Origin of the sequence: Paenibacillus sp. FSL R5-0407 (genome assembly GCF_038009185.1) — a bacterium.
GTDB classification, from domain to species: domain Bacteria; phylum Bacillota; class Bacilli; order Paenibacillales; family Paenibacillaceae; genus Fontibacillus; species Fontibacillus vini.
The window spans coordinates 1708312-1726223 of the sequence record NZ_JBBPAX010000001.1; the positions used below are offsets into that span (position 1 = coordinate 1708312).

At 42.8% G+C, this 17912-nt stretch carries 20 protein-coding genes; 9 read left to right on the plus strand and 11 right to left on the minus strand.

The genetic code is table 11. From position 1 onward, the window contains the following. Positions 1-626: 626 nt before the first annotated feature. Positions 627-1913 carry an MFS transporter gene (locus tag NYE70_RS08330; protein ID WP_213653915.1) on the minus strand — a complete coding sequence of 429 codons (1287 nt, stop codon included), beginning with the start codon at positions 1911-1913 and terminating at the stop codon, positions 627-629. Positions 1914-2102: 189 nt separating this feature from the next. On the opposite strand from NYE70_RS08330, the gene NYE70_RS08335 reads away from it, so the two are divergent. Continuing rightward, complete coding sequence (locus NYE70_RS08335; RefSeq protein WP_211019728.1) at positions 2103-3578, plus strand: aminotransferase class I/II-fold pyridoxal phosphate-dependent enzyme; 1476 nt, start codon at positions 2103-2105, stop codon at positions 3576-3578. Between the two features lie 70 nt (positions 3579-3648). On the opposite strand, the gene NYE70_RS08340 is transcribed toward NYE70_RS08335, so the two are convergent. Further along, complete coding sequence (locus NYE70_RS08340) at positions 3649-3972, minus strand: DUF1292 domain-containing protein (RefSeq protein WP_211019729.1); 324 nt, start codon at positions 3970-3972, stop codon at positions 3649-3651. A gap of 108 nt (positions 3973-4080) precedes the next feature. Further along, positions 4081-4635 carry a copper amine oxidase gene (locus NYE70_RS08345; RefSeq protein WP_211019730.1) on the minus strand — a complete coding sequence of 185 codons (555 nt, stop codon included), beginning with the start codon at positions 4633-4635 and terminating at the stop codon, positions 4081-4083. A gap of 181 nt (positions 4636-4816) precedes the next feature. Here NYE70_RS08345 and NYE70_RS08350 point away from each other — a divergent pair, with 181 nt between their 5' ends. Next, positions 4817-5554, plus strand: a complete 738-nt coding sequence (locus tag NYE70_RS08350) for an MBL fold metallo-hydrolase (protein ID WP_211019731.1) — start codon at positions 4817-4819, stop codon at positions 5552-5554. Between the two features lie 69 nt (positions 5555-5623). Here NYE70_RS08350 and NYE70_RS08355 read toward each other — a convergent pair whose 3' ends face one another. The 7 genes from NYE70_RS08355 to NYE70_RS08385 all read right to left on the minus strand — a co-directional run bounded on the left by NYE70_RS08355 (position 5624) and on the right by NYE70_RS08385 (position 10547). After that, entirely contained in the window at positions 5624-5866 is a 243-nt protein-coding gene (locus NYE70_RS08355) for a DUF3892 domain-containing protein (RefSeq protein ID WP_341045642.1), read from the minus strand. A gap of 80 nt (positions 5867-5946) precedes the next feature. After that, positions 5947-6396 carry a GNAT family N-acetyltransferase gene (locus NYE70_RS08360; protein WP_341045643.1) on the minus strand — a complete coding sequence of 150 codons (450 nt, stop codon included), beginning with the start codon at positions 6394-6396 and terminating at the stop codon, positions 5947-5949. 275 nt (positions 6397-6671) lie between these two features. Then, complete coding sequence (locus NYE70_RS08365; RefSeq protein ID WP_341045646.1) at positions 6672-6923, minus strand: hypothetical protein; 252 nt, start codon at positions 6921-6923, stop codon at positions 6672-6674. Between the two features lie 84 nt (positions 6924-7007). Further along, positions 7008-8303 carry a glycosyltransferase family 2 protein gene (locus NYE70_RS08370; RefSeq protein WP_341045648.1) on the minus strand — a complete coding sequence of 432 codons (1296 nt, stop codon included), beginning with the start codon at positions 8301-8303 and terminating at the stop codon, positions 7008-7010. Continuing rightward, the gene (locus tag NYE70_RS08375) at positions 8296-8439 is read right to left on the minus strand and encodes a hypothetical protein (RefSeq protein WP_211019736.1); all 144 of its coding nucleotides are present in this window, start codon (positions 8437-8439) and stop codon (positions 8296-8298) included. The genes NYE70_RS08370 and NYE70_RS08375 overlap by 8 nt, the downstream gene beginning before the upstream one ends. 32 nt (positions 8440-8471) lie before the next feature. Further along, on the minus strand, positions 8472-9347 hold the full coding sequence (locus NYE70_RS08380; RefSeq protein WP_244861392.1) for a diguanylate cyclase domain-containing protein: 876 nt from the start codon (positions 9345-9347) through the stop codon (positions 8472-8474). Between the two features lie 75 nt (positions 9348-9422). After that, entirely contained in the window at positions 9423-10547 is a 1125-nt protein-coding gene (locus NYE70_RS08385) for a glycosyl hydrolase (protein WP_341045653.1), read from the minus strand. A 185-nt stretch (positions 10548-10732) separates the two neighbouring features. Here NYE70_RS08385 and NYE70_RS08390 point away from each other — a divergent pair, with 185 nt between their 5' ends. From NYE70_RS08390 to NYE70_RS08410, 5 genes are all read left to right on the plus strand, one after another. Continuing rightward, positions 10733-11083 (plus strand): PH domain-containing protein, encoded by a 351-nt coding sequence (locus NYE70_RS08390; protein WP_213653913.1) that lies wholly within the window; start codon positions 10733-10735, stop codon positions 11081-11083. A 302-nt stretch (positions 11084-11385) separates the two neighbouring features. Beyond that, positions 11386-11814: a ferritin-like domain-containing protein gene (locus NYE70_RS08395; RefSeq protein WP_213653912.1), complete on the plus strand. Its 429-nt coding sequence runs from the start codon at positions 11386-11388 to the stop codon at positions 11812-11814. Positions 11815-12003: 189 nt separating this feature from the next. Continuing rightward, positions 12004-12216: a hypothetical protein gene (locus tag NYE70_RS08400; protein ID WP_341045654.1), complete on the plus strand. Its 213-nt coding sequence runs from the start codon at positions 12004-12006 to the stop codon at positions 12214-12216. Positions 12217-12496: 280 nt separating this feature from the next. Beyond that, the gene (locus tag NYE70_RS08405) at positions 12497-12865 is read left to right on the plus strand and encodes a hypothetical protein (RefSeq protein WP_341045655.1); all 369 of its coding nucleotides are present in this window, start codon (positions 12497-12499) and stop codon (positions 12863-12865) included. Positions 12866-13233: 368 nt separating this feature from the next. Then, a complete protein-coding gene (locus NYE70_RS08410; RefSeq protein ID WP_341045656.1) occupies positions 13234-13866 on the plus strand; it encodes a SurA N-terminal domain-containing protein in 633 nt (210 codons plus the stop codon). Positions 13867-13987: 121 nt separating this feature from the next. On the opposite strand, the gene NYE70_RS08415 is transcribed toward NYE70_RS08410, so the two are convergent. Beyond that, positions 13988-14596, minus strand: coding sequence for a hypothetical protein (locus NYE70_RS08415; RefSeq protein WP_341045658.1), 609 nt, complete (start codon positions 14594-14596; stop codon positions 13988-13990). Between the two features lie 660 nt (positions 14597-15256). Between NYE70_RS08415 and NYE70_RS08420 the strand changes: the two genes are divergently transcribed. Further along, a complete protein-coding gene (locus NYE70_RS08420; protein ID WP_341045659.1) occupies positions 15257-17341 on the plus strand; it encodes a hypothetical protein in 2085 nt (694 codons plus the stop codon). 281 nt (positions 17342-17622) lie between these two features. After that, a complete protein-coding gene (locus tag NYE70_RS08425) occupies positions 17623-17865 on the plus strand; it encodes a hypothetical protein (RefSeq protein WP_341045661.1) in 243 nt (80 codons plus the stop codon). The last annotated feature ends 47 nt before the right edge of the window (positions 17866-17912 follow it).

Genomic DNA, 17912 nt, shown 5'->3' on the forward strand with positions numbered 1-17912 from the left:
TTAATGGGGTTAGAAAGCCGGGATTGCCGAAATTAACTGCAGGTTTTACAGCTAAATGAGTTGGAAAGTCCGATATGATGAATGTCAGAAAACTTAGAGTGGCACTGGTTGCTGAAGCTGTTTCGGATGATTGCTTTGTGCCTTTTAGCTGCTGATGCTGTGACTGTGACGGAAAGATTCTAGTTGGCATTAGTTGCTGATACAATGTCGGATTGATTACTGTTGAATATAATTTAACTGTATTTTCTACAGCTAATTAGCCGGTATCCAGTAAAATATTGAAAATAACTGTATAACCTGCATCTAAATTTGACTTTTCCCCCATCTTCAAGCGATAACAGCTTAATTAACTGTAGGCTTTACAGCTAATTTGGTTAGAAAGCCGAGATTGTTGAAATTAACTGCAGGTTTTACAGCTAAATGAGCCAGCACACACCTAGCTAGCCGAAACTAACCGGAGGTTTTCAAGTTAATCCAAGCGGCTAAGTAGTGGGCGACCGGACGCCGTCATGCAGCGAAACAGCGCGAGCTGTAAGCGCGCATGTGTAAAACTGCGTGCTTACAGCTCGCGGTGCGAAGCGACGTGGGACGATCACTTGTACAGTATCTCGCTCCTCCCCCCGCTCTTACCGGGTCGAAACTCCGGCAGAAGCGGGTTGTTTGCGTGATAAATACAAGTGCAGGAAGAACAGCAGGGCCATGGAGATCGAACTCGCCACGAAGGGAGCGGGGGCCCCAAGAGCGTCCCACATTTTGCCGGAGGCGATCGGCCCTACGATCATGCCGGTGCCCTGGATCGTCAGGAAAAGCCCCCACACGGTACCCTTCTCCCCCTCCGGGAGCAGGTGAGAGATCATCGTATCCCACGTGGGCAGGATCAGCGCATAGCTGACTCCAATCAGCATGACCAGCGTCCACACGACGGGTAGCGGCCGGATAAAGGCAAACAGTCCGACGGATACGGCGGCCAGCGCAAAGCCGGCGTTCAAAAACCGTCGAGTCCCGTACCGGTCAACGAGTTTGCCGACGGGAATCAACCCGAGCACGGTGACCCCGCCACCCGAGATCAGCATCAGGCTGAACGCTTCCGGCGAGAGGCCCAGCTCGGAGCGGACAAACAGCGTAATGACCGGGGTAAGCAGCCCGACGGCAAAGGATTGAAGGAACAGCGCCGGATAAAGCAGCGGGCTCACCTTCAGATGAGTCCGGATATGACGGTGCGTCTCCTTGATATTTTGCCAGATCCGGGCTGCTCCGCCTTGCCATAACGCTGCGGTGGCAGACGTGTCCGCCACGGTCTCGGTACCTGTGCCCGTGTTACGGTTCCCCGCATGTCTAGGCAGAAACAGCGATACCAGGACCACAAGCCCCATGCAGCTCAGCAGCACCCAGAATACGACTGTATAAGATACGCTGACCAGAAAATTGATGATAACCGGCCCCAGGCCTGTCCCCCCCAGGCTCGAGATCTGGATGACCCCCATGGCGGTGCCGAAATTTTTGTTTTCCTCCGTCACCGCCGTTATGCCCATCAGGACGCAGGGCCATAGCGGCGCTGTGCCGATCCCGAGCAGGGCGCATCCCAACACGATAAAGCCCATTGTTTTCATAACCGTAATGATAAAAACGGCTCCCAAAGTAATGCACAGCCCGATCGTCATCGTCAATCGGAACCCGATGCGCTCGATCAGCCAGCCTGCCGGGCTGCGGAACAGATTGTCTCCTATGTACTGGCACGAGAAGGATAAGCCGATCGCAAATGCGCTAAGCTGCAATACGTCTCCCATATACACGGGAAGAATGGCGACGATCAGGGCACCTTTTACAAATTCCACCAAAAACATAATAATCCATAGACTGACGAAGGTTGGTGTGAGCAATTTTTTGTTTACAAACTTTGTTGCCAATTCCATCGGCGTTCCTCCCCTTTCCCCTGTTTATCCCGCTACTGTGCTTTCTCCTAGTCTTTCCAGTTAGGCCCTGAACTTAACCTCCCGCTAACGTTTCGATCAGCACTCTCTAAACTTCGCTTGCATTCCGGGCCCATTTTGCTATACTCAACCTTGTTGAAAATTTACATTACGAAAGGCAGGGACGGCCCTATGGATCATCAACAAACGCCGCTATTTAACGCTCTTAAAAAGCATGCGGCCGGCAATCCCGTTCAATTTCACATTCCCGGGCACAAAAAAGGGCTCGGAACCGATAAAGAATTTCGCGAATTCATTGGCGATAACGCCCTATCCATCGACCTTATCAATATCGCGCCGCTGGACGACCTTCATCAGCCTACGGGCGTGATCGAAGAGGCGCAGAAGCTTGCGGCCGATGCGTTCGGCGCGGACTATACTTATTTCTCCGTGCAAGGGACCAGCGGAGCCATCATGACTATGGTACTATCCATTTGTTCTCCCGGTGATAAAATTATCGTCCCGAGAAACATTCATAAATCGGTTATGTCGGCCATTATTTTTGCCGGCGCCAAGCCGGTATTCGTCTCTCCCGCGCAGGACGAGAACCTGGGAATCGATCACGGCATTACGACCTCGTCGGTTCACCGCGCCCTCAAGCGCCATCCCGATGCGAAAGCCGTGCTTGTCATTAACCCGACCTATTTCGGCGTATGCGCCCACTTGAAAGAAATCGTGGATTTGGCGCACAGCTTCAACGTGCCTGTATTGGTGGACGAAGCCCACGGCGTGCATATCCAGTTTCACGAGGAGCTTCCGATGTCGGCTATGCAGGCCGGTGCGGACATGGCCGCTACCAGCGTACACAAGCTGGGCGGTTCGATGACGCAAAGTTCGGTACTGAACCTGAACGTCAAGAACGGCTTCGTCAACCCGCAACGAGTACAGACGATCATCAGTATGCTGACGACGACTTCGACGTCTTATTTGCTGCTCGCTTCGCTGGACACCGCCCGCAGAAACTTGGCCTTGAACGGCCGGCAAATGGTGCAGGAGGCGCTTGACCTGGCCCATTACCTCCGCGGCGAGATCAACAACATCGAAGGCTTGTACAGCTTCGGACGGGAGATTCTGGGCGGCGAAGCCACCTATGATCTGGACCCGACCAAGGTGACGATTCATGTGCGTCATTTGGGCATTACCGGTTATGAAACGGAGAATTGGCTGCGTGAGCATTACAATATCGAAGTCGAGCTCAGCGACATGTACAACATTCTTTGTATCATTACCCCGGGAGATACAAAGGAATCGGTAAATACCCTGCTGTCCGCGCTTCGGCATTTGTCCGAAACTTACTACAAAGAAAATAACGCGAACGAGCTGATCGTCAAAATTCCGGAGATTCCGCAGCTGTCGCTAATTCCAAGAGACGCCTTCTATGCGGATACGGAAGTCATTCCGTTCAAGGAATCGGCTGGCCGGATCATCGCCGAATTTATCTATGTTTATCCGCCGGGTATTCCGATTCTGCTGCCTGGCGAGGTCATCTCCCAGAGCAACATCGATTACATCGTCGACCACGTGGAAGTCGGACTGCCGGTAAAAGGTCCCGAGGACCGTTATATCAATAAGGTCAAGGTCATCGTGGAAGCCGACCCGATCTTCTAACAGAGAACACGCAAAAAAGGTGATCCCGAGCTGAATGCTTGGGACCACCTTTTTGATTATGGAACGGTTATTAAGCTTCACCTTGTTGTGCAACAAGCTCGTTATAAGCTTCTTCCACTTGACGCCATTCGTTTTCGTCTTCGATATTGTAAAGCACCATTTCCTCGTTCTCTTCTTCCATACGAAGGATGATGCCGTCCGCTTCCGGATTGTTGCGTTCCAGCAGAAGCGCATATACTTTTTCGCCTACATCGAATGTCTCGACAAGAACCATTTCTACGTCATTGCCTTCCTCATCCGTCAGCGTCAATACGAACTCTTCATGCTCGTGGTCATGATCATGGTCGTGTCCGCAGCCGCAAGCTTCACCATGTTCGTGATTGTGGTCGCTCATTGAAATACCTCGCTTTGATTAATTTAATGTGTTGAACCCTGTCGGTTTCCCTCGTATCGTAACATTTTCAGGATGGCAGGTCAATTTTGGAATAGAGGTTCACGAGGCTTATTTGAGCACATTGATGCTTTTCTCCGAGACGAGCGTAAAGTCCGAGCCACCGCTAGGTTTCATGTAGAAGCCTACGGTATATTTTCCGGCCGATTTGAAATCATAGGTGTAATCTTCCGTCCGGAACCAGAAGTTATCCCGCTGCTCTTTGATATCGCTCGTTTGAATCACTTTGGAAGCGCCGTCCGGAGCCGTAATGGAGACCCGCACCGCTGAAATGTCCGTCCGCAAATTATCGATTTGGGAAAATACGTTAAACTTCAGTTTCCCGGTCTTCTTAATATCTCCAAATACCGCCTCGTCCGTAAACAAAAACATGTGGACGTTCGGTTTATAGTATTTTACCGTTTTGGTGGAGTCGTCGTATTCTATCAAACCTTCAAGCTCGCGCACAGGGATATAGGTTTTTCCGTCGATCATATACCCCCCGTCTTCCAATTCACGGCCGTTAAGAAGCGTTTTGACTTTCTGGGATGCGGAATCAGCAAACAGCAGTGAACCTCCCATCAAGGAGAACGCAACGACTAGCAAGGCAACTCTTCTCCATCTCATTTTATAACCCTCCAATTGATTCGTGTTGATGTAAATTTATACTCCATGCAGAGAATCAAGTTGCGGTGATTTACCAAAAGATTGAACATTTTTTACAAACGCAGACTTTCACTGCGATTCGAAATTGTGTAAATTAGGTGGAACAAGGAAAATAACAGCATTACAGCTCAGGAGGGATTATATGACACTACGTCTCCAAATGCTTGGTACGGGCGGTGCTTTTGCCAAGAAATACTACAATAATAACGGGTTTATCTATGCCGATGATTTCACTCTGCTGATCGACTGCGGCATTACCGCACCGCTCTCTTTGCATCAACTCGGGAAACCGGCGCTGGAGGAAATCGATGCTATCCTCGTAACCCATATTCATGGGGACCATGTGGGCGGTCTGGAAGAGCTTGTGTTCAGAATGAAATACGGAGCCGGGCGCAAGCCAGTGCTCTACATTGCCGAACAGCTGATCACTCCGCTTTGGGAGAATACGTTGAAGGGCGGACTTGGCCAGGACGGGATTTCATCGCTGGAGGATGCCTTTGAGGTCCGGCCGCTGACGGAAGGAAATGCCTGCAGCCTGTCGCCGAATTTGAGCGTGGAAATCATCCGGACGCCCCATATTCCGGGCAAAGCGAGCTATTCGCTCTATATTAACGATGAAATTTTCTATAGTGCGGACAAAGTGTTTCAACCCGAACTGCTGACCCACCTGGTGAAGGATAGAAACTGCCGGAAAATCTTGCACGAGGTCCAGCTGACCGGTGCTGGCGAAGTGCATACGACACTGGAGGAACTGTTGTCCCTGCCGCCGGAAATCCGCAGCAAAATTATGCTCATGCACTATGGAGATGAAATGGAAGACTATATCGGACGTACCGCAGAAATGGAGTTTCTTCGCCAGCATGAAATCTATGACCTATAAAAAAACAGCCCCCCGGAAGTGATCCGCGGGGCTGTTTCGCTGTGTTTGGTTCAGCAGCAAAACGGCAAACTATGCATCAAAACGGGGCAGCGCGTCCAGGTTGTTGGTAGGGTCGCCGTCGGCATCCCCCCGGATGTACATCTCCCCGTCTCTTCCTTTGAATAAATTTACACTGGCAATCGCACCGGCCTGAACTTCCTGCTTTGCCTGATCATAATCCAGAATGCGGCCGCTTGACGTTTTAAAGGCTGTCAAATCCCCATCGCCGTTTTTTTGAACCGCAATAAAGTGTTCTCTCGCATCGAGTGCCATGCTGCATCACTTCTCCTCTTCGTGGATTCCCCCTGAGGAAGGGATGTGTATAGCATGTCCTTTTTCGCAAAATCTATGAACTATGCCTTTAGCGGCTTTACCATTCGCACATGCGGGATTCCTGCGTCATCAAATGGTTCCGTGGAGATCGTCTCATATCCCAGTTTGCGATAGAACTCCTCTGCTTGGCATTGTGCGTCAAGTACCGATTGACTCAGGCCCAGTTCCCTGGCGAGCTCTTCCATAGCGATCAGCAGGATTTTACCGATCCCCTGGGAACGAAAGCTTTGACGTACTGCGATCCGCTGCATTTTAGCCGAATTGTCTTTATAGTAAGTCAATCTTCCCGTTGCCGCATATGTACCATCCACGTCCACAAGCACATGATGTGCATCCGGGCCGATCCGGTCAAATTCGTCAATTTCCAAATCGATAGGAACCTTCTGCTCCTCCACGAATACCTCTTTGCGGATATTCAAGCATTGTTCCAGTTGCTGTTCCGATTCTACATGTATAATGACAGCAGCCATTTCTCAGCCTCCCATGTACCTTTTCTATGAAAAACAATTGAACTGCAACATTATACAAAAAAACGGTTTTCATGTATAGTTGGGACAGTATCCGATGATGAAAGGAGCTTACCAATGGTCATGGGCGTTACCATCGCGGCTGCCGTGCTAATCGCTATCTTGCTGATTGTCTCCATGTTTTATGTCACCAAGAAGGGCTACTCCCGAAAATGGGACGAAGATTGAACGAAAATTCGGGGCCGAGCCCGAACCCGAGTCCAATTCCGTCCCGTTTATTAGGGATGACTCAGCGTTTCTTTGGAATAGACTTCGTCCCTCACAGCCGGTGAATAGACTCCCTCCGATATCGAAGGGCCGACGAACCACCAGGGCGAAGACGCCTGTCTGCGCAGCGTGGCCTCGTCGGCCTTTAGGCCGCATCCCACGATTAAAGATAGCGCGCTGAAACCGACGATCAGGCAGAGCAACCGGTTTCTGGTTCTGTCGTTACCTTTGGACGGTGCATCCTTGCTATAATCGCTAATCAAGGCGGAATTCCCCCTTCGCAACTGTTCTCATATATTATGATTCCAGTGTTGCCCGGAAAGCTTTACGCTAAACGAATGCTCTCTTCAGTCAAAGCGCTCCGTTTTATACCATTTTGTTTTTCTCCTAAATAATTTATCCATAATCAAGGAATAAAATGCCCGTACGGAAATAACGAGGAACAGTTGGGAATAGGTGAAGTACGATACCACGGAAACAATGAAATTTCGAATGTTGCTCTGACCGATATCCGCTGCCAAGGCCAGGTTAATCTGCAGGACATAAATGTAATACATCAATGCCCATGCGATCATTAAGAATACAAAAATATCGCCTCCGAAAATAAAAGGAGATACGATCGACGGAACAAACAGAGCTATGATCTGATAAACGATATTCGTAATAAAAATAATGTCCGAGATGATAATAGCGATCATGAACCAGAAATAACTGGCCGCATAATACAGGACATGCAGCTTGATCCGCCAGCTTGACCTGTTAAACAGATGATGGATGTTGTCGATAATGACATGATAATTCCCTTTGGACCACCGTTCCCGCTGCCGCATGTATACACCGAGCCGCTCCGGCTCTTGCTGATAAGCCTCCGCCTGTGGCGCTAAAGCGATAAGCTGGCCCCGCGTCAAAATCTCGAAAGAAATCGCGGTATCCTCCGTTATCGCCTCCTCGTCCCAGCCTCCAATTTCCTGGATCAACGCCGACTTGACGATAAAATTAGTTCCAGGAATAGTACCGATTTCGAACAATTCCCATAAACCCGTATGATGAACCCGTTGCACAGTTACAAGCTCCAGGTTAATGCATTGGGTCAGGAAATTCTGGCTTCGGTTTCTCGCCTTGTTCCTGCCAAAGACGGCGCCATACAGCTCGGGTTCCTCCATCGCTTTCTGCACAAGGAAGGCTAATGCGTTACGTTCCGGTGCGGCATCCGCATCATAGATGCAAAGCCACTCCCCGGTGGCCAGTTGTCGAGCATCGTTCAACGCTCCGGACTTGCCGCCCTTCCCCGTTCGTTCAAGAATCATAAAATCTCGGTCGCGATAAGCTTCCTTGTTCTTCAATACCTTCAAATTGTGGGCCGTCCGATCCGTACAGTTGTCGGCAATCACGATGATTTGTATTTTATCGGACGGATAATTAAGCTGCAGGATGTGCTCTACCGTAGATGCTATTACGATTTCCTCGTTGTGGGCCGGTACAAGTACGCTGACCGTCGGGTAATTGTCCATATTTTCCGGGATCGTCAGCGGAGATCGATTCTGCCTGAAAATAAATTTAATCGCACCCGCCATAATTACGATAGCTTCCAGGACCGCAATCCAAATACTGATCACGGAGAAAATCAAGAAGAAATCAGACATTCGGCTTCCCCCGATCGTATTTTTCAATGACTCTGACACGAAATACGAGTGTGAAGATCGTTAATATAATGACCGCAAGGGTAAATATCGAGGAGACGATGATGCAAAGAATGATGAACCATTGATAGTCAATCATGCTGCCACTTCCTTTCGACCGCTACTGGTAGTCTATATATACTCCGCAATCAGGTCCGTCTCCGTGCCTCTTTCCAATGCGTTAATGACATCATCGGTTTGCAAAAAGAAATCGGCCCGATCCAATTGGAATCCTAGCGTTGCCGAACGTACCACGAGTTTCAGGGGCTGCCCCTTTTTATCTTGAAAATCAAGGCTCATCATCGCGTTTTTCACTCGCTCCGCCACCACCGAAAAGAAGCTGCGGTCCGTCAGCGGACAGAGGATGATGAAGCGTCCCATATCGATCGAAAACTTGGAATCCTCCATCCGGATTTGCTGTTGGATGGTGTTGGAGATCTCAAGCAGAAATCTCGAATAACGCTCCGGACCTAGCGATTCCAAAACGAGCGGCAAAAACTCAATTTTAAATATAGCTAGGGAGAAATCATATTTCTCCGGATATCGTCTAGCTAAATTGGTTTGCTTGGACAACAGGTCCGCAAAGGCTTCTTTGTTCCCGAGCCCCGTGTCCAGATCAATGGTCGGGTTCTTATCATTCAAATCTTTCAATCGAACCATCATATTTTTCGTCCGGATCAGTCCATTGTTTAAAAACGAGGCTACAAGTACATTCGCGGGAATAAGTAGCAGCCAAGACACTTCAAGCAGGTCGCTGCGTCCATGGGTTGTCAGCCACACCAGATACGTGACGGCAAAAATAAAAACCAGTACGACCGAGTAGCCGACCGGCAATAGCAAGCCCATGGCGATCGCCGCGATCGCCCCAATGCTTGCGGCCATTTCCCAGCCAGAAAAACTCTGATCCATGTACAGATTTGCATATACCGCCAATTGTTCAAGCAGTAAAAGGGCCATCAGGCTGAGGAAACCGATATCTATTCTCCGAAGCTTCTTTTGATGTTCCAAGATATACCTCCTTACCAGTCGGGTGAACCCACATATTACCTTCGCTGGAAGACTGTTTTCTATTAAATTAAACTTTTATTCACGTTCTGATGCATTTTTCATATAGACGTTTTCAGCCAAAAGAGGTACCAGATTATCGAATAAATGCGAATTTCGATCAAACACATAGCCGCCTTCAAATCGGGGGTCATTATCCCGCATGGCGATCATGTGAGGGTAAAGCTGCTCCGCCCAAGCGCGATCTTTAATTTCGCAGGCCAGCAATATAGCCAATCCGTATACAGCCGGAGATTCGTAATTCACCGACGGTTCCCTGTTCTCGCGGTCATAACGCCCGGGGAGCATGTCCCGCGCGGTCAGTTCCTGTTTAAGAAACGCGGTAAGCGGCTCCACGGATTTCCCCAGCTCCGCCAGGTGAATTCCCACGATTAATTGATCGATTAAATTGATCTCCTGGTCGTAGCGGTACATGCGTGAAGTGACTTGAAACGCTTTAGGAAAGAACGTCCCGTCATTAGGCATGTTGAGCAGCAAATCCGTATGCTTGTCCAGCATACCGCGGTCTATCAGCCCGTGCCGCTGCATCGCCTGCAACGCTGCCGTATCCACGTAAACCAAGCTCAGCTCACCTGCTGAAGTCTCATGCTTGAAGTCATGATAATCGACAAAATAACCCTCTACCCTCAACGAGGACCGCAGCGTTTTCGTTAATTTTTTGGCCGTATCCAGAACCTCCTTCTCCTGCCAGAGGTCATAGGCGTCCAGGAGAGCACCTATGATTCTGAAATCATCACCAAGTGCACTGGTGTTCACCTCGGCCTTTCCGTCGGGTTGGAGCTTCCAGTACACGTAATTTTGAGGCGAAATAAATAGCTCCTGCAACAGCTTGAAGCTTCCGTCAAAGCGCTGCTTATCCTTATTAAGGACCGCCGCTTGCATCCACAGTCCCAATGACTCCGACAAAGCTTCGTGTCCGGCCACAACATCCGGATTGTCGGATTCGAAATCCTGAAGATACGAGGCTAACGTCCCGTTCGGATTCGTCATGTATTTCTCTACGAATGTGATGGTCGACGAAAGCTCCCGCCGATCATTTTGCCGGATATATATGAAAGTTACCAAAGCCAGAACCAAGGCCAAGATCATGAATATAAAAATAGTGTTTTTTCTTCGTTCGGCAATAAACGGTCTTAGTTTCATCTTCCCGCCCCTTTCGTGTATTAATAATGATATAAACTTCCAATTGTTATATATAACTTTTATATCCTTCGTTTGAACTTATCCCCTGTAGCTTGATAGGAAGGACATTCATCTGAAGTTGGCGAACAACTTAGGTATGGTAAAAAAATATCTGAACAGGAATATTTCAAGACGGAGGGTATACGATGGCATTTTTTAAAAGCGGGGAAAATCGGGAAAAGCATTTACAGCAGGTGCAAGAGTTTCTATTTGAAGGCGAGCAAGTTAATCATACATATGGACTTTCATCTGATTTCGTAGCACTTACCAACAAAAGAATGATCTACGTCGGAAAACTCCCGCTTAGCAAGCAAATCCAGGTCACTACAATCCCTTACAGCAAGATCGAAGAGATAGGCTTTGAAATTACCGGCACTTTCTCTTTGACGAATAAAATAAACGTGATCACTAAAGCTGGTAAACATGAATTAGAGTTTGATAAAGCAGCAAATATTAAAGAGTTTTATTTAAACCTGTCTAAACACATCTGCCAATAAGTTGATTCTCAAACAGCTCTGGTCGCCCAGAGCTTGTTTGTTATTTAGAATATTTTTGCTCGGCTTGATCAATGAATGTATTTAAAACTTCGAACTTATTTTCAGGGTCAAGTCCGAAGAATACCCCCGAATTCATATCTTTAAAGAATCTCTCTTGCCCACCAAACTCCAGTAACGTCTTGGTCCCGTCTTACTAGTTATCTCCATTATTCGGTTGCAGAGGTGTTTTGACTGAAATGGAACAGACAAGGTTCGGTAATTTGGGCTGGAGCATACATTGATGCAAAAGGAGTGATCGCAAGGTGAATTACTACTACACCTGGCAGCCCTCTACTAACACAAAAATTGTTACCGATTTAACCAAGGCTCTAAACGGTGAGTATCATGCTATTCACTGCTATGAGCAGTTAGCAAATCAGGCTCCAAATCAAGAGATAAAAAATCGAATCCTTGAAATAAGGAATGATGAAATAATACACTATCACTTGATCTCCCCTATCTATATATCTCTTACGGGGAATAAATTCTCCCCTCAACTAACTGAACCTTGTGCTGCTGACTTTAGAAGCGGAGTGCTTGCCTCATTTAAGGATGAGCAAGAAACGGTAGATTTTTATCATAGAATCGCAAGGGAATCCAATGATTCTCTTATCATGGATACGTTTCAACAAGCCGCAGCCGACGAACAAAATCATGCGGTATGGTTTTTGTACTTTATGAATCATCAGTAGTTTGCAGGAAAACCCTTGAGGCATATGGGCTTCAAGGGTTTTTCATTACCAAATAAACCGCATTAATTAAGCTTTAATGATTCGTTATCTTCTTTTGTGTTTAAATCATTAGTTACTGGTTCAACTCAAGTTTGTCGTTCGGAGTGATTACGGTTTTAGAAGAGTTAGTATAAAACAAGGAGATATTCTATGAGTAAGGAAGACAAAATATTCTATAGTGGGCTTGGGCTTGTTATCTTTAGTTTTATTCTGACGTTACTCTTCGGAAAAGAATCGATCCCTATCTTTTTATTTTCAGCCTGTTCACTTTTTGTACTGGGGTATGGCTATTATTTCAAGTCGAAAGCAGATAAAAAAAGATCTGAACTTCAAGCTGAAGCAGAGCTAAACGGAAAGGAGTAACGGCAACACGGACCCTATTCGTATCATATTCGTATCAATGCACCCGCCTGCATCACCAAAATAGCGGTGTATTTTTCGCATAAAATAACCTTGACGCCGAACGCCTCAAGGCTTTTTAGTATGATCTGAAGTAGGCTAACCCCTTGATGTCCCCATCCTGTTAAAAGGAACATTCCATAGGACTAGCATTAATGTAGTACAATTTAAAAAGATAAAGAAAATAAGATTCATTGATTGGGGAATAAAACATATATAATAATTCAGAAACGAAGGTGGAAATATGGAGGATATCTCTAGTTTAGATAAATTGGAGTCCATAAAATCTTTAGAATCGACTATCAGAAAACTCGAAAATGCTTTCTCCCAGATGGCTCAAAAAGGCGCAAACACCACACTAGTAGAGAAACGTCAGAAAGCTGTTACTATTGGCTTGGCTATGCTTGAACAAGTTTGGAATCAAAAGCCTCATGATTACACCCAACACGATTTAATAGAAGCTCGGAACGTTCTTATTGGTTTAACCCCATCCGTTGAAACTAGTTATGCTAAATCAAAAGAAGGCAGTCCACAAAGAACGCTTTTAGAAAGAAGACTTAAATCGTTAGGTTTAGTTGTTCAAGCGATTGACAAGCTATTGAATAGCTATTAAGTTGAGGACAATCATGGCTGCTTAAACTCCCATAATCTCAGCGATTGTGGAACGCCCTGGGTGATCTAATACTTCCCTCTTCAAACAGGTGTTACTAAGGTTTTAAATCTTTAATAATTGATACCAACTTTTTAGCAAAAACTATCGTATTCTCCATTGACTCTACATGTACGTACCATAAGACGTGTTGTATCGAACATTCAATGATTGTGAACAGCCGTTACTTTTGCCCAAGTTAAGTTACTTTCCTAATAAATTGCTGAACTTCTCGTTGAAGCAAAGCAATTCCTCCTAGGCTCAACCATCACATTCTTAATTGGACCGCTCATACTTGTGTAATTAGTAACTAATAATAAGGAGGGGAAAAAATGAATAAACCGAGATTTCTTATAATATCTTTTATAGTATTACTTGTAGCAGTTAGTTCGTCTTTATATGCATTTGGTGAACTGAAAGATCAAAATAGTTCTATGGACAAAAGCAATTATATTATCTCAGAAGGTGACATTGTAATAAGCAAACCGGAATTTGATTTTTACAAAGTAAACATTAAACTTATGAATCAGTTGAACGCAACATTAGACAACTCTTCAGACAAAATAGCCAGTCTTCCTAGAGACCAGGAATTAATAGATGAGATGCTGAAAAAACGAATTTCGGTACAACATGCTAAAGAAATAGGTATTACCGTAACAGAAGGTGAAGTTAAAGAGGTTATAAATCGAGAAAAAAATATGCTTAATAGTGAAGAGGTTGATGCTCAAAATCAAGCTATTATTAGAGAGATTATGGACCAGAGAATTAAATTAACTGGACTTTCTGAAGAGGAATTTTGGGACAGTGATTTAGTATTTAAAGAATATGAAAAAACTCTTTATATAGACAAATTATATAACAAATTGATTGGCGAAAAGGTAATAAATGATATCCAAGGTTTTGAAGAATTTCAGATTAATTTACTCAAAGAATATAAGAATTCTCATAGTATAAACTTAGAATAAATTCAGCCCGATACTCTCACATTAACAAGGAACTTGGGGCCATGTCCAAAAAGCAATAAAAAACAAAGAACCCTTACGCGTAAGGGTTCTTTAAATATGATCTGTAGTGGACCCTCATATTCTATTGAAAGGTTTGTGCAAACAAATAATCCATTATGTATATATTCAACTTGTTACCTTCACCGTATGTAAAGTCAATAATAAATGTAGTAGTACGCTTGTCTCTATCACTTGGCAATGAATCAATAAGTCTATAGGTTTCATTATCTTTGTTAAGGAAATAGTCAACTATTTCGTTGTTATCACTACTGGGATTTCCATATGCTACTTTGACTTCCCCTTGGTTGTTTTGTTTGCTTATATTTCTAGGTGTTAAATATCTATCGCCATCAGTATCGTCGCCAATTCTAATTGCACAAACTTGATCCAATCTATATTTTATTTGTAATTTTCCGGGGTACTCATGCATTTTAACCATATCATTAACTTCTTCACCTTTTCCCAGGATCTTATCAACTTCCTCTTTCTTCATTCCAAGATAAATGGTTTTCCCTGTCTTTCTATCGAAGATTCCCAAATCTTCTTTTTTAAATTCACCAATCGTATAATGATAACCAGGCGTCTTTGGTCCGCCAAAAGATATTACTTTGAACTTGTCATTTAATAACCAAAGAACTGCAATAATTAATACTAAAATAACAAAGAAAAAAACAAAACGTTTGGCTTTCATACTTCACATCCTCTAATTAATATAAAATTAGGCTTGAGATATTATATTTCATCTATAATAAACCTTTTCCCTAAGTTTTAATAGGTACGTATTTCCATTTGGGAGAAGTCTGACCGATTAATTTTCAGGCTATTTGAAATATTAGTACAATCTCGCCTCAAAATAACGGTATCGCCTAAGTTCCGGCAATCGTTTTGTCCCCGGTTTGTCCCCATTCGCCTTTGCCAGACTGGTCACAAAAAAGCAAAGAACCCTTACGCCGTAAGGGTTCTTTAAGTATGATCTGTAGTGGGCTCGAACCACTGACCCCCACCCTGTCAAAATTGGGGATATGTTATTGATTACAACATATGTACAGATATTAACTTTATAAAATAAAATTTAGTTTTTTTAGTACGAGTTTCTTAATTAATTATGGTAAGGTAACACCTAATTTAATAATATGTGAGCATTATGTGAGCACAGAAATTTTTATTTTCATTACTGGTTTCGCTTCTTGATTATGAAAATCCACGAATAACTTTGTGGATTTTTTTGTCGCCTAGATACATCATTTAATTAAATATAATTATTCCACTTTATGGTATAATATCAATGTATCATTATATTAATACATTTCAGAAAACTTGTAGTTTTAATATTATTTTAGGAGAGAAGTTCATGAGTACGCAACCGACTAATGCTGGGATAGACTTTCAACAAAGAATCTCTGCATGGATTATGATAAATATGTTGTTTGACATTGACCTATCCAACTCATTTGATATCGCAAACAATACTTTAATAGAAAAAATTGCTTTCGAAACTAATGATGTTATTGATGATTTGGTTGTTACAACAAATACTAATCAAAAACTTTATTACCAGATGAAACGAACAGTAAATTTATCCGATAGAAACAACAGCGATTTCTTTAAAGCTATTAATCAATTTGTAAAGCAGTATATTAAGGTAGAAAATGATAATACGAATTACGTATTGGTTACTTCTTCCAATTCCTCTTCTCCCGTTACAAGTGAATTGAAGAGGATTTTGGAAAGTATCAGAATTAACCCATTGAGTTTTATTGAAAATCCTCTTAGTCAAAAAGAAAGAAATACATATGATAAATTTAAATCAATGGTTCTCGATATTTATAGGGAAAATACAAACTTAGAAATGACTGATCAAAAATTTCTTAGCTTTGCTACTAAGGTAATAATTACGGTTCTAGATATTGAAGAAGGCATGCCGTTTGAAAAAGTTGTTCTTCTTACGTTGAATAATAATGCTCCAAACACTCCTCCAAAACTATTATGGTCATATATAATAAAAAGTTGCATAAACTTCGCTTCCAACAGGATGTCTGTTTTAAAAAATGAACTAAAAGAAAATTGGAAGAGTTATATAAGTAATTCAAATTCATCCAACACAGATGAACAAATAGATGAAGAACTTATGGAGGAGTATGTTAATGTTTCTTTTGGAGATTTAGATTTTTCTGTAGGCAAAGATGTTGTGTTGGTAGAAGGAAATTATGAGTTAGGTGAAGATGCTGCAGATAAACTCTTGATTATGGAGTTATATAGGTTTGATGATGACGGAACCAAGAGAGTTGAATATCAAGGTAACCAGATAATTCTAAAAAATGGTCTAAAATTTAATGTATTACATAGAACAGCTACAATGGTCGGTATGATAAGGTATGTTGAGGAAAATGAAAGTCTACTTCCAAGATCAAAGGATGTAGTTATTTTTAATGTTAAGGATATTGAAAATGTTGAAGGGGAGCCATTTGTAAAAATACACCTTGAACATTGTAAGAAATATGTAGAGACAAATAAACAAAAATTCTACAATTGCATTCATTGTGCTAAAGGGATTTCTGAAAACTCTTTAATAGTGGAGATTGATGATTTTTATGAGCATTCAATACTTGGACTTGTTCATAAAGATTGTTTAAGACCTGTTGACAGAGTTTTAGGAGAAGCAAAAAGTGACTTATTTGATCATTTTGAATATCTTAAAAAATTCGATTACAATTTATGGATTAAAAGTCTAAAAGAATCTCAAGCATTGGTGGGTGGCCTTATTGGTGGCAATTATCCATCTGTAATAAGGATGGCATGGGATCCTTTTGGAGGAACCAATGAACAGTTCAAACATTGTATTAAGATGAATCTCTCAAATGGTGATTTTACTTATTTAAAAGAAAGAGGAAAAATAAATAGAGTAAATAAGAGTGAGGCCAAAAAAATAGTTAAAGATTTTAATCAAATGATAGAGAAACAGAAAAAACTAGATGATCCTTTAGGTTATACATCTAAGAAAATGACTTTTGGGAGCTATTCTCTCTTAATACGCACTAAGGGTGATGATGAAGATATTATTGAATGTGTATCAGCGGAAGTGGACAATTATATAGATCATTTAGGTAATCTATATAATACAAACAAAAATTATTATGCACCTTTATTAACTATTACTCAATTAGATGTAGAAGAGCATCTGGTAATTGATAATAGATTGGTTTTTATCAGTGACCCTCTTAGCTTAAATAATTTTATAAATAATTGGACAAATGCCAACATTGTGTTAAGTAATTATGAATTAAATATCATTGCTGATGACAATGAATTTGATATGTTATTAAGAGGAAATTTTAGAGATGGTATTAAGGGTGTAATCGATCCAATTGTTGATAGGAAAGGAAAAATTGTAAAAGGCATCTTGCTTGAAAGTATTTATGAAATGCAACGACGGTAAATAACAAATTAATCATAGACCATAATGACTCCTAATAGAGTTGTTTGGTCTTTTTTTTATGTAAGAATATAACCTACTTACTTTCAGAAAATATTACATGAGTGAGTAAATTTAGTTAGATATCATCTTTGGTTTGGTGAAATTAGCTATCTTCGCTTTATCACAATTTTTCTGGATTTAAGTCTAAAACAGAAAAATGTACAGAAACTTGATAATAAGACCAATAATTCCTGGCTAATTGCCAGTTAATATAGATATCCCACACGGAAGGAGTTAGGCAGATGTTAGATTTAATTTCGCTGAAAACGGAGCGTACCTTAAATGATCATGCCCATGTGTATTACTTTATCAAAAGTTATTACATCGAAGATCAAGGTTTTGCTTACGTTCCATATAACAATTTGGCGATCTATTTGTACCCGTTAGATTTCGAAACGATTATTGACTCGCTCTGCAAATCAAACTTGATCCGTAGAAGTTCTAATGCGGGTGAGCATCCCAATTCTTATTTTATTTTAACCTAGTCTAAAGGTGCTCTTACTAATAGTTTGGGCACCATCTCATAACTTAT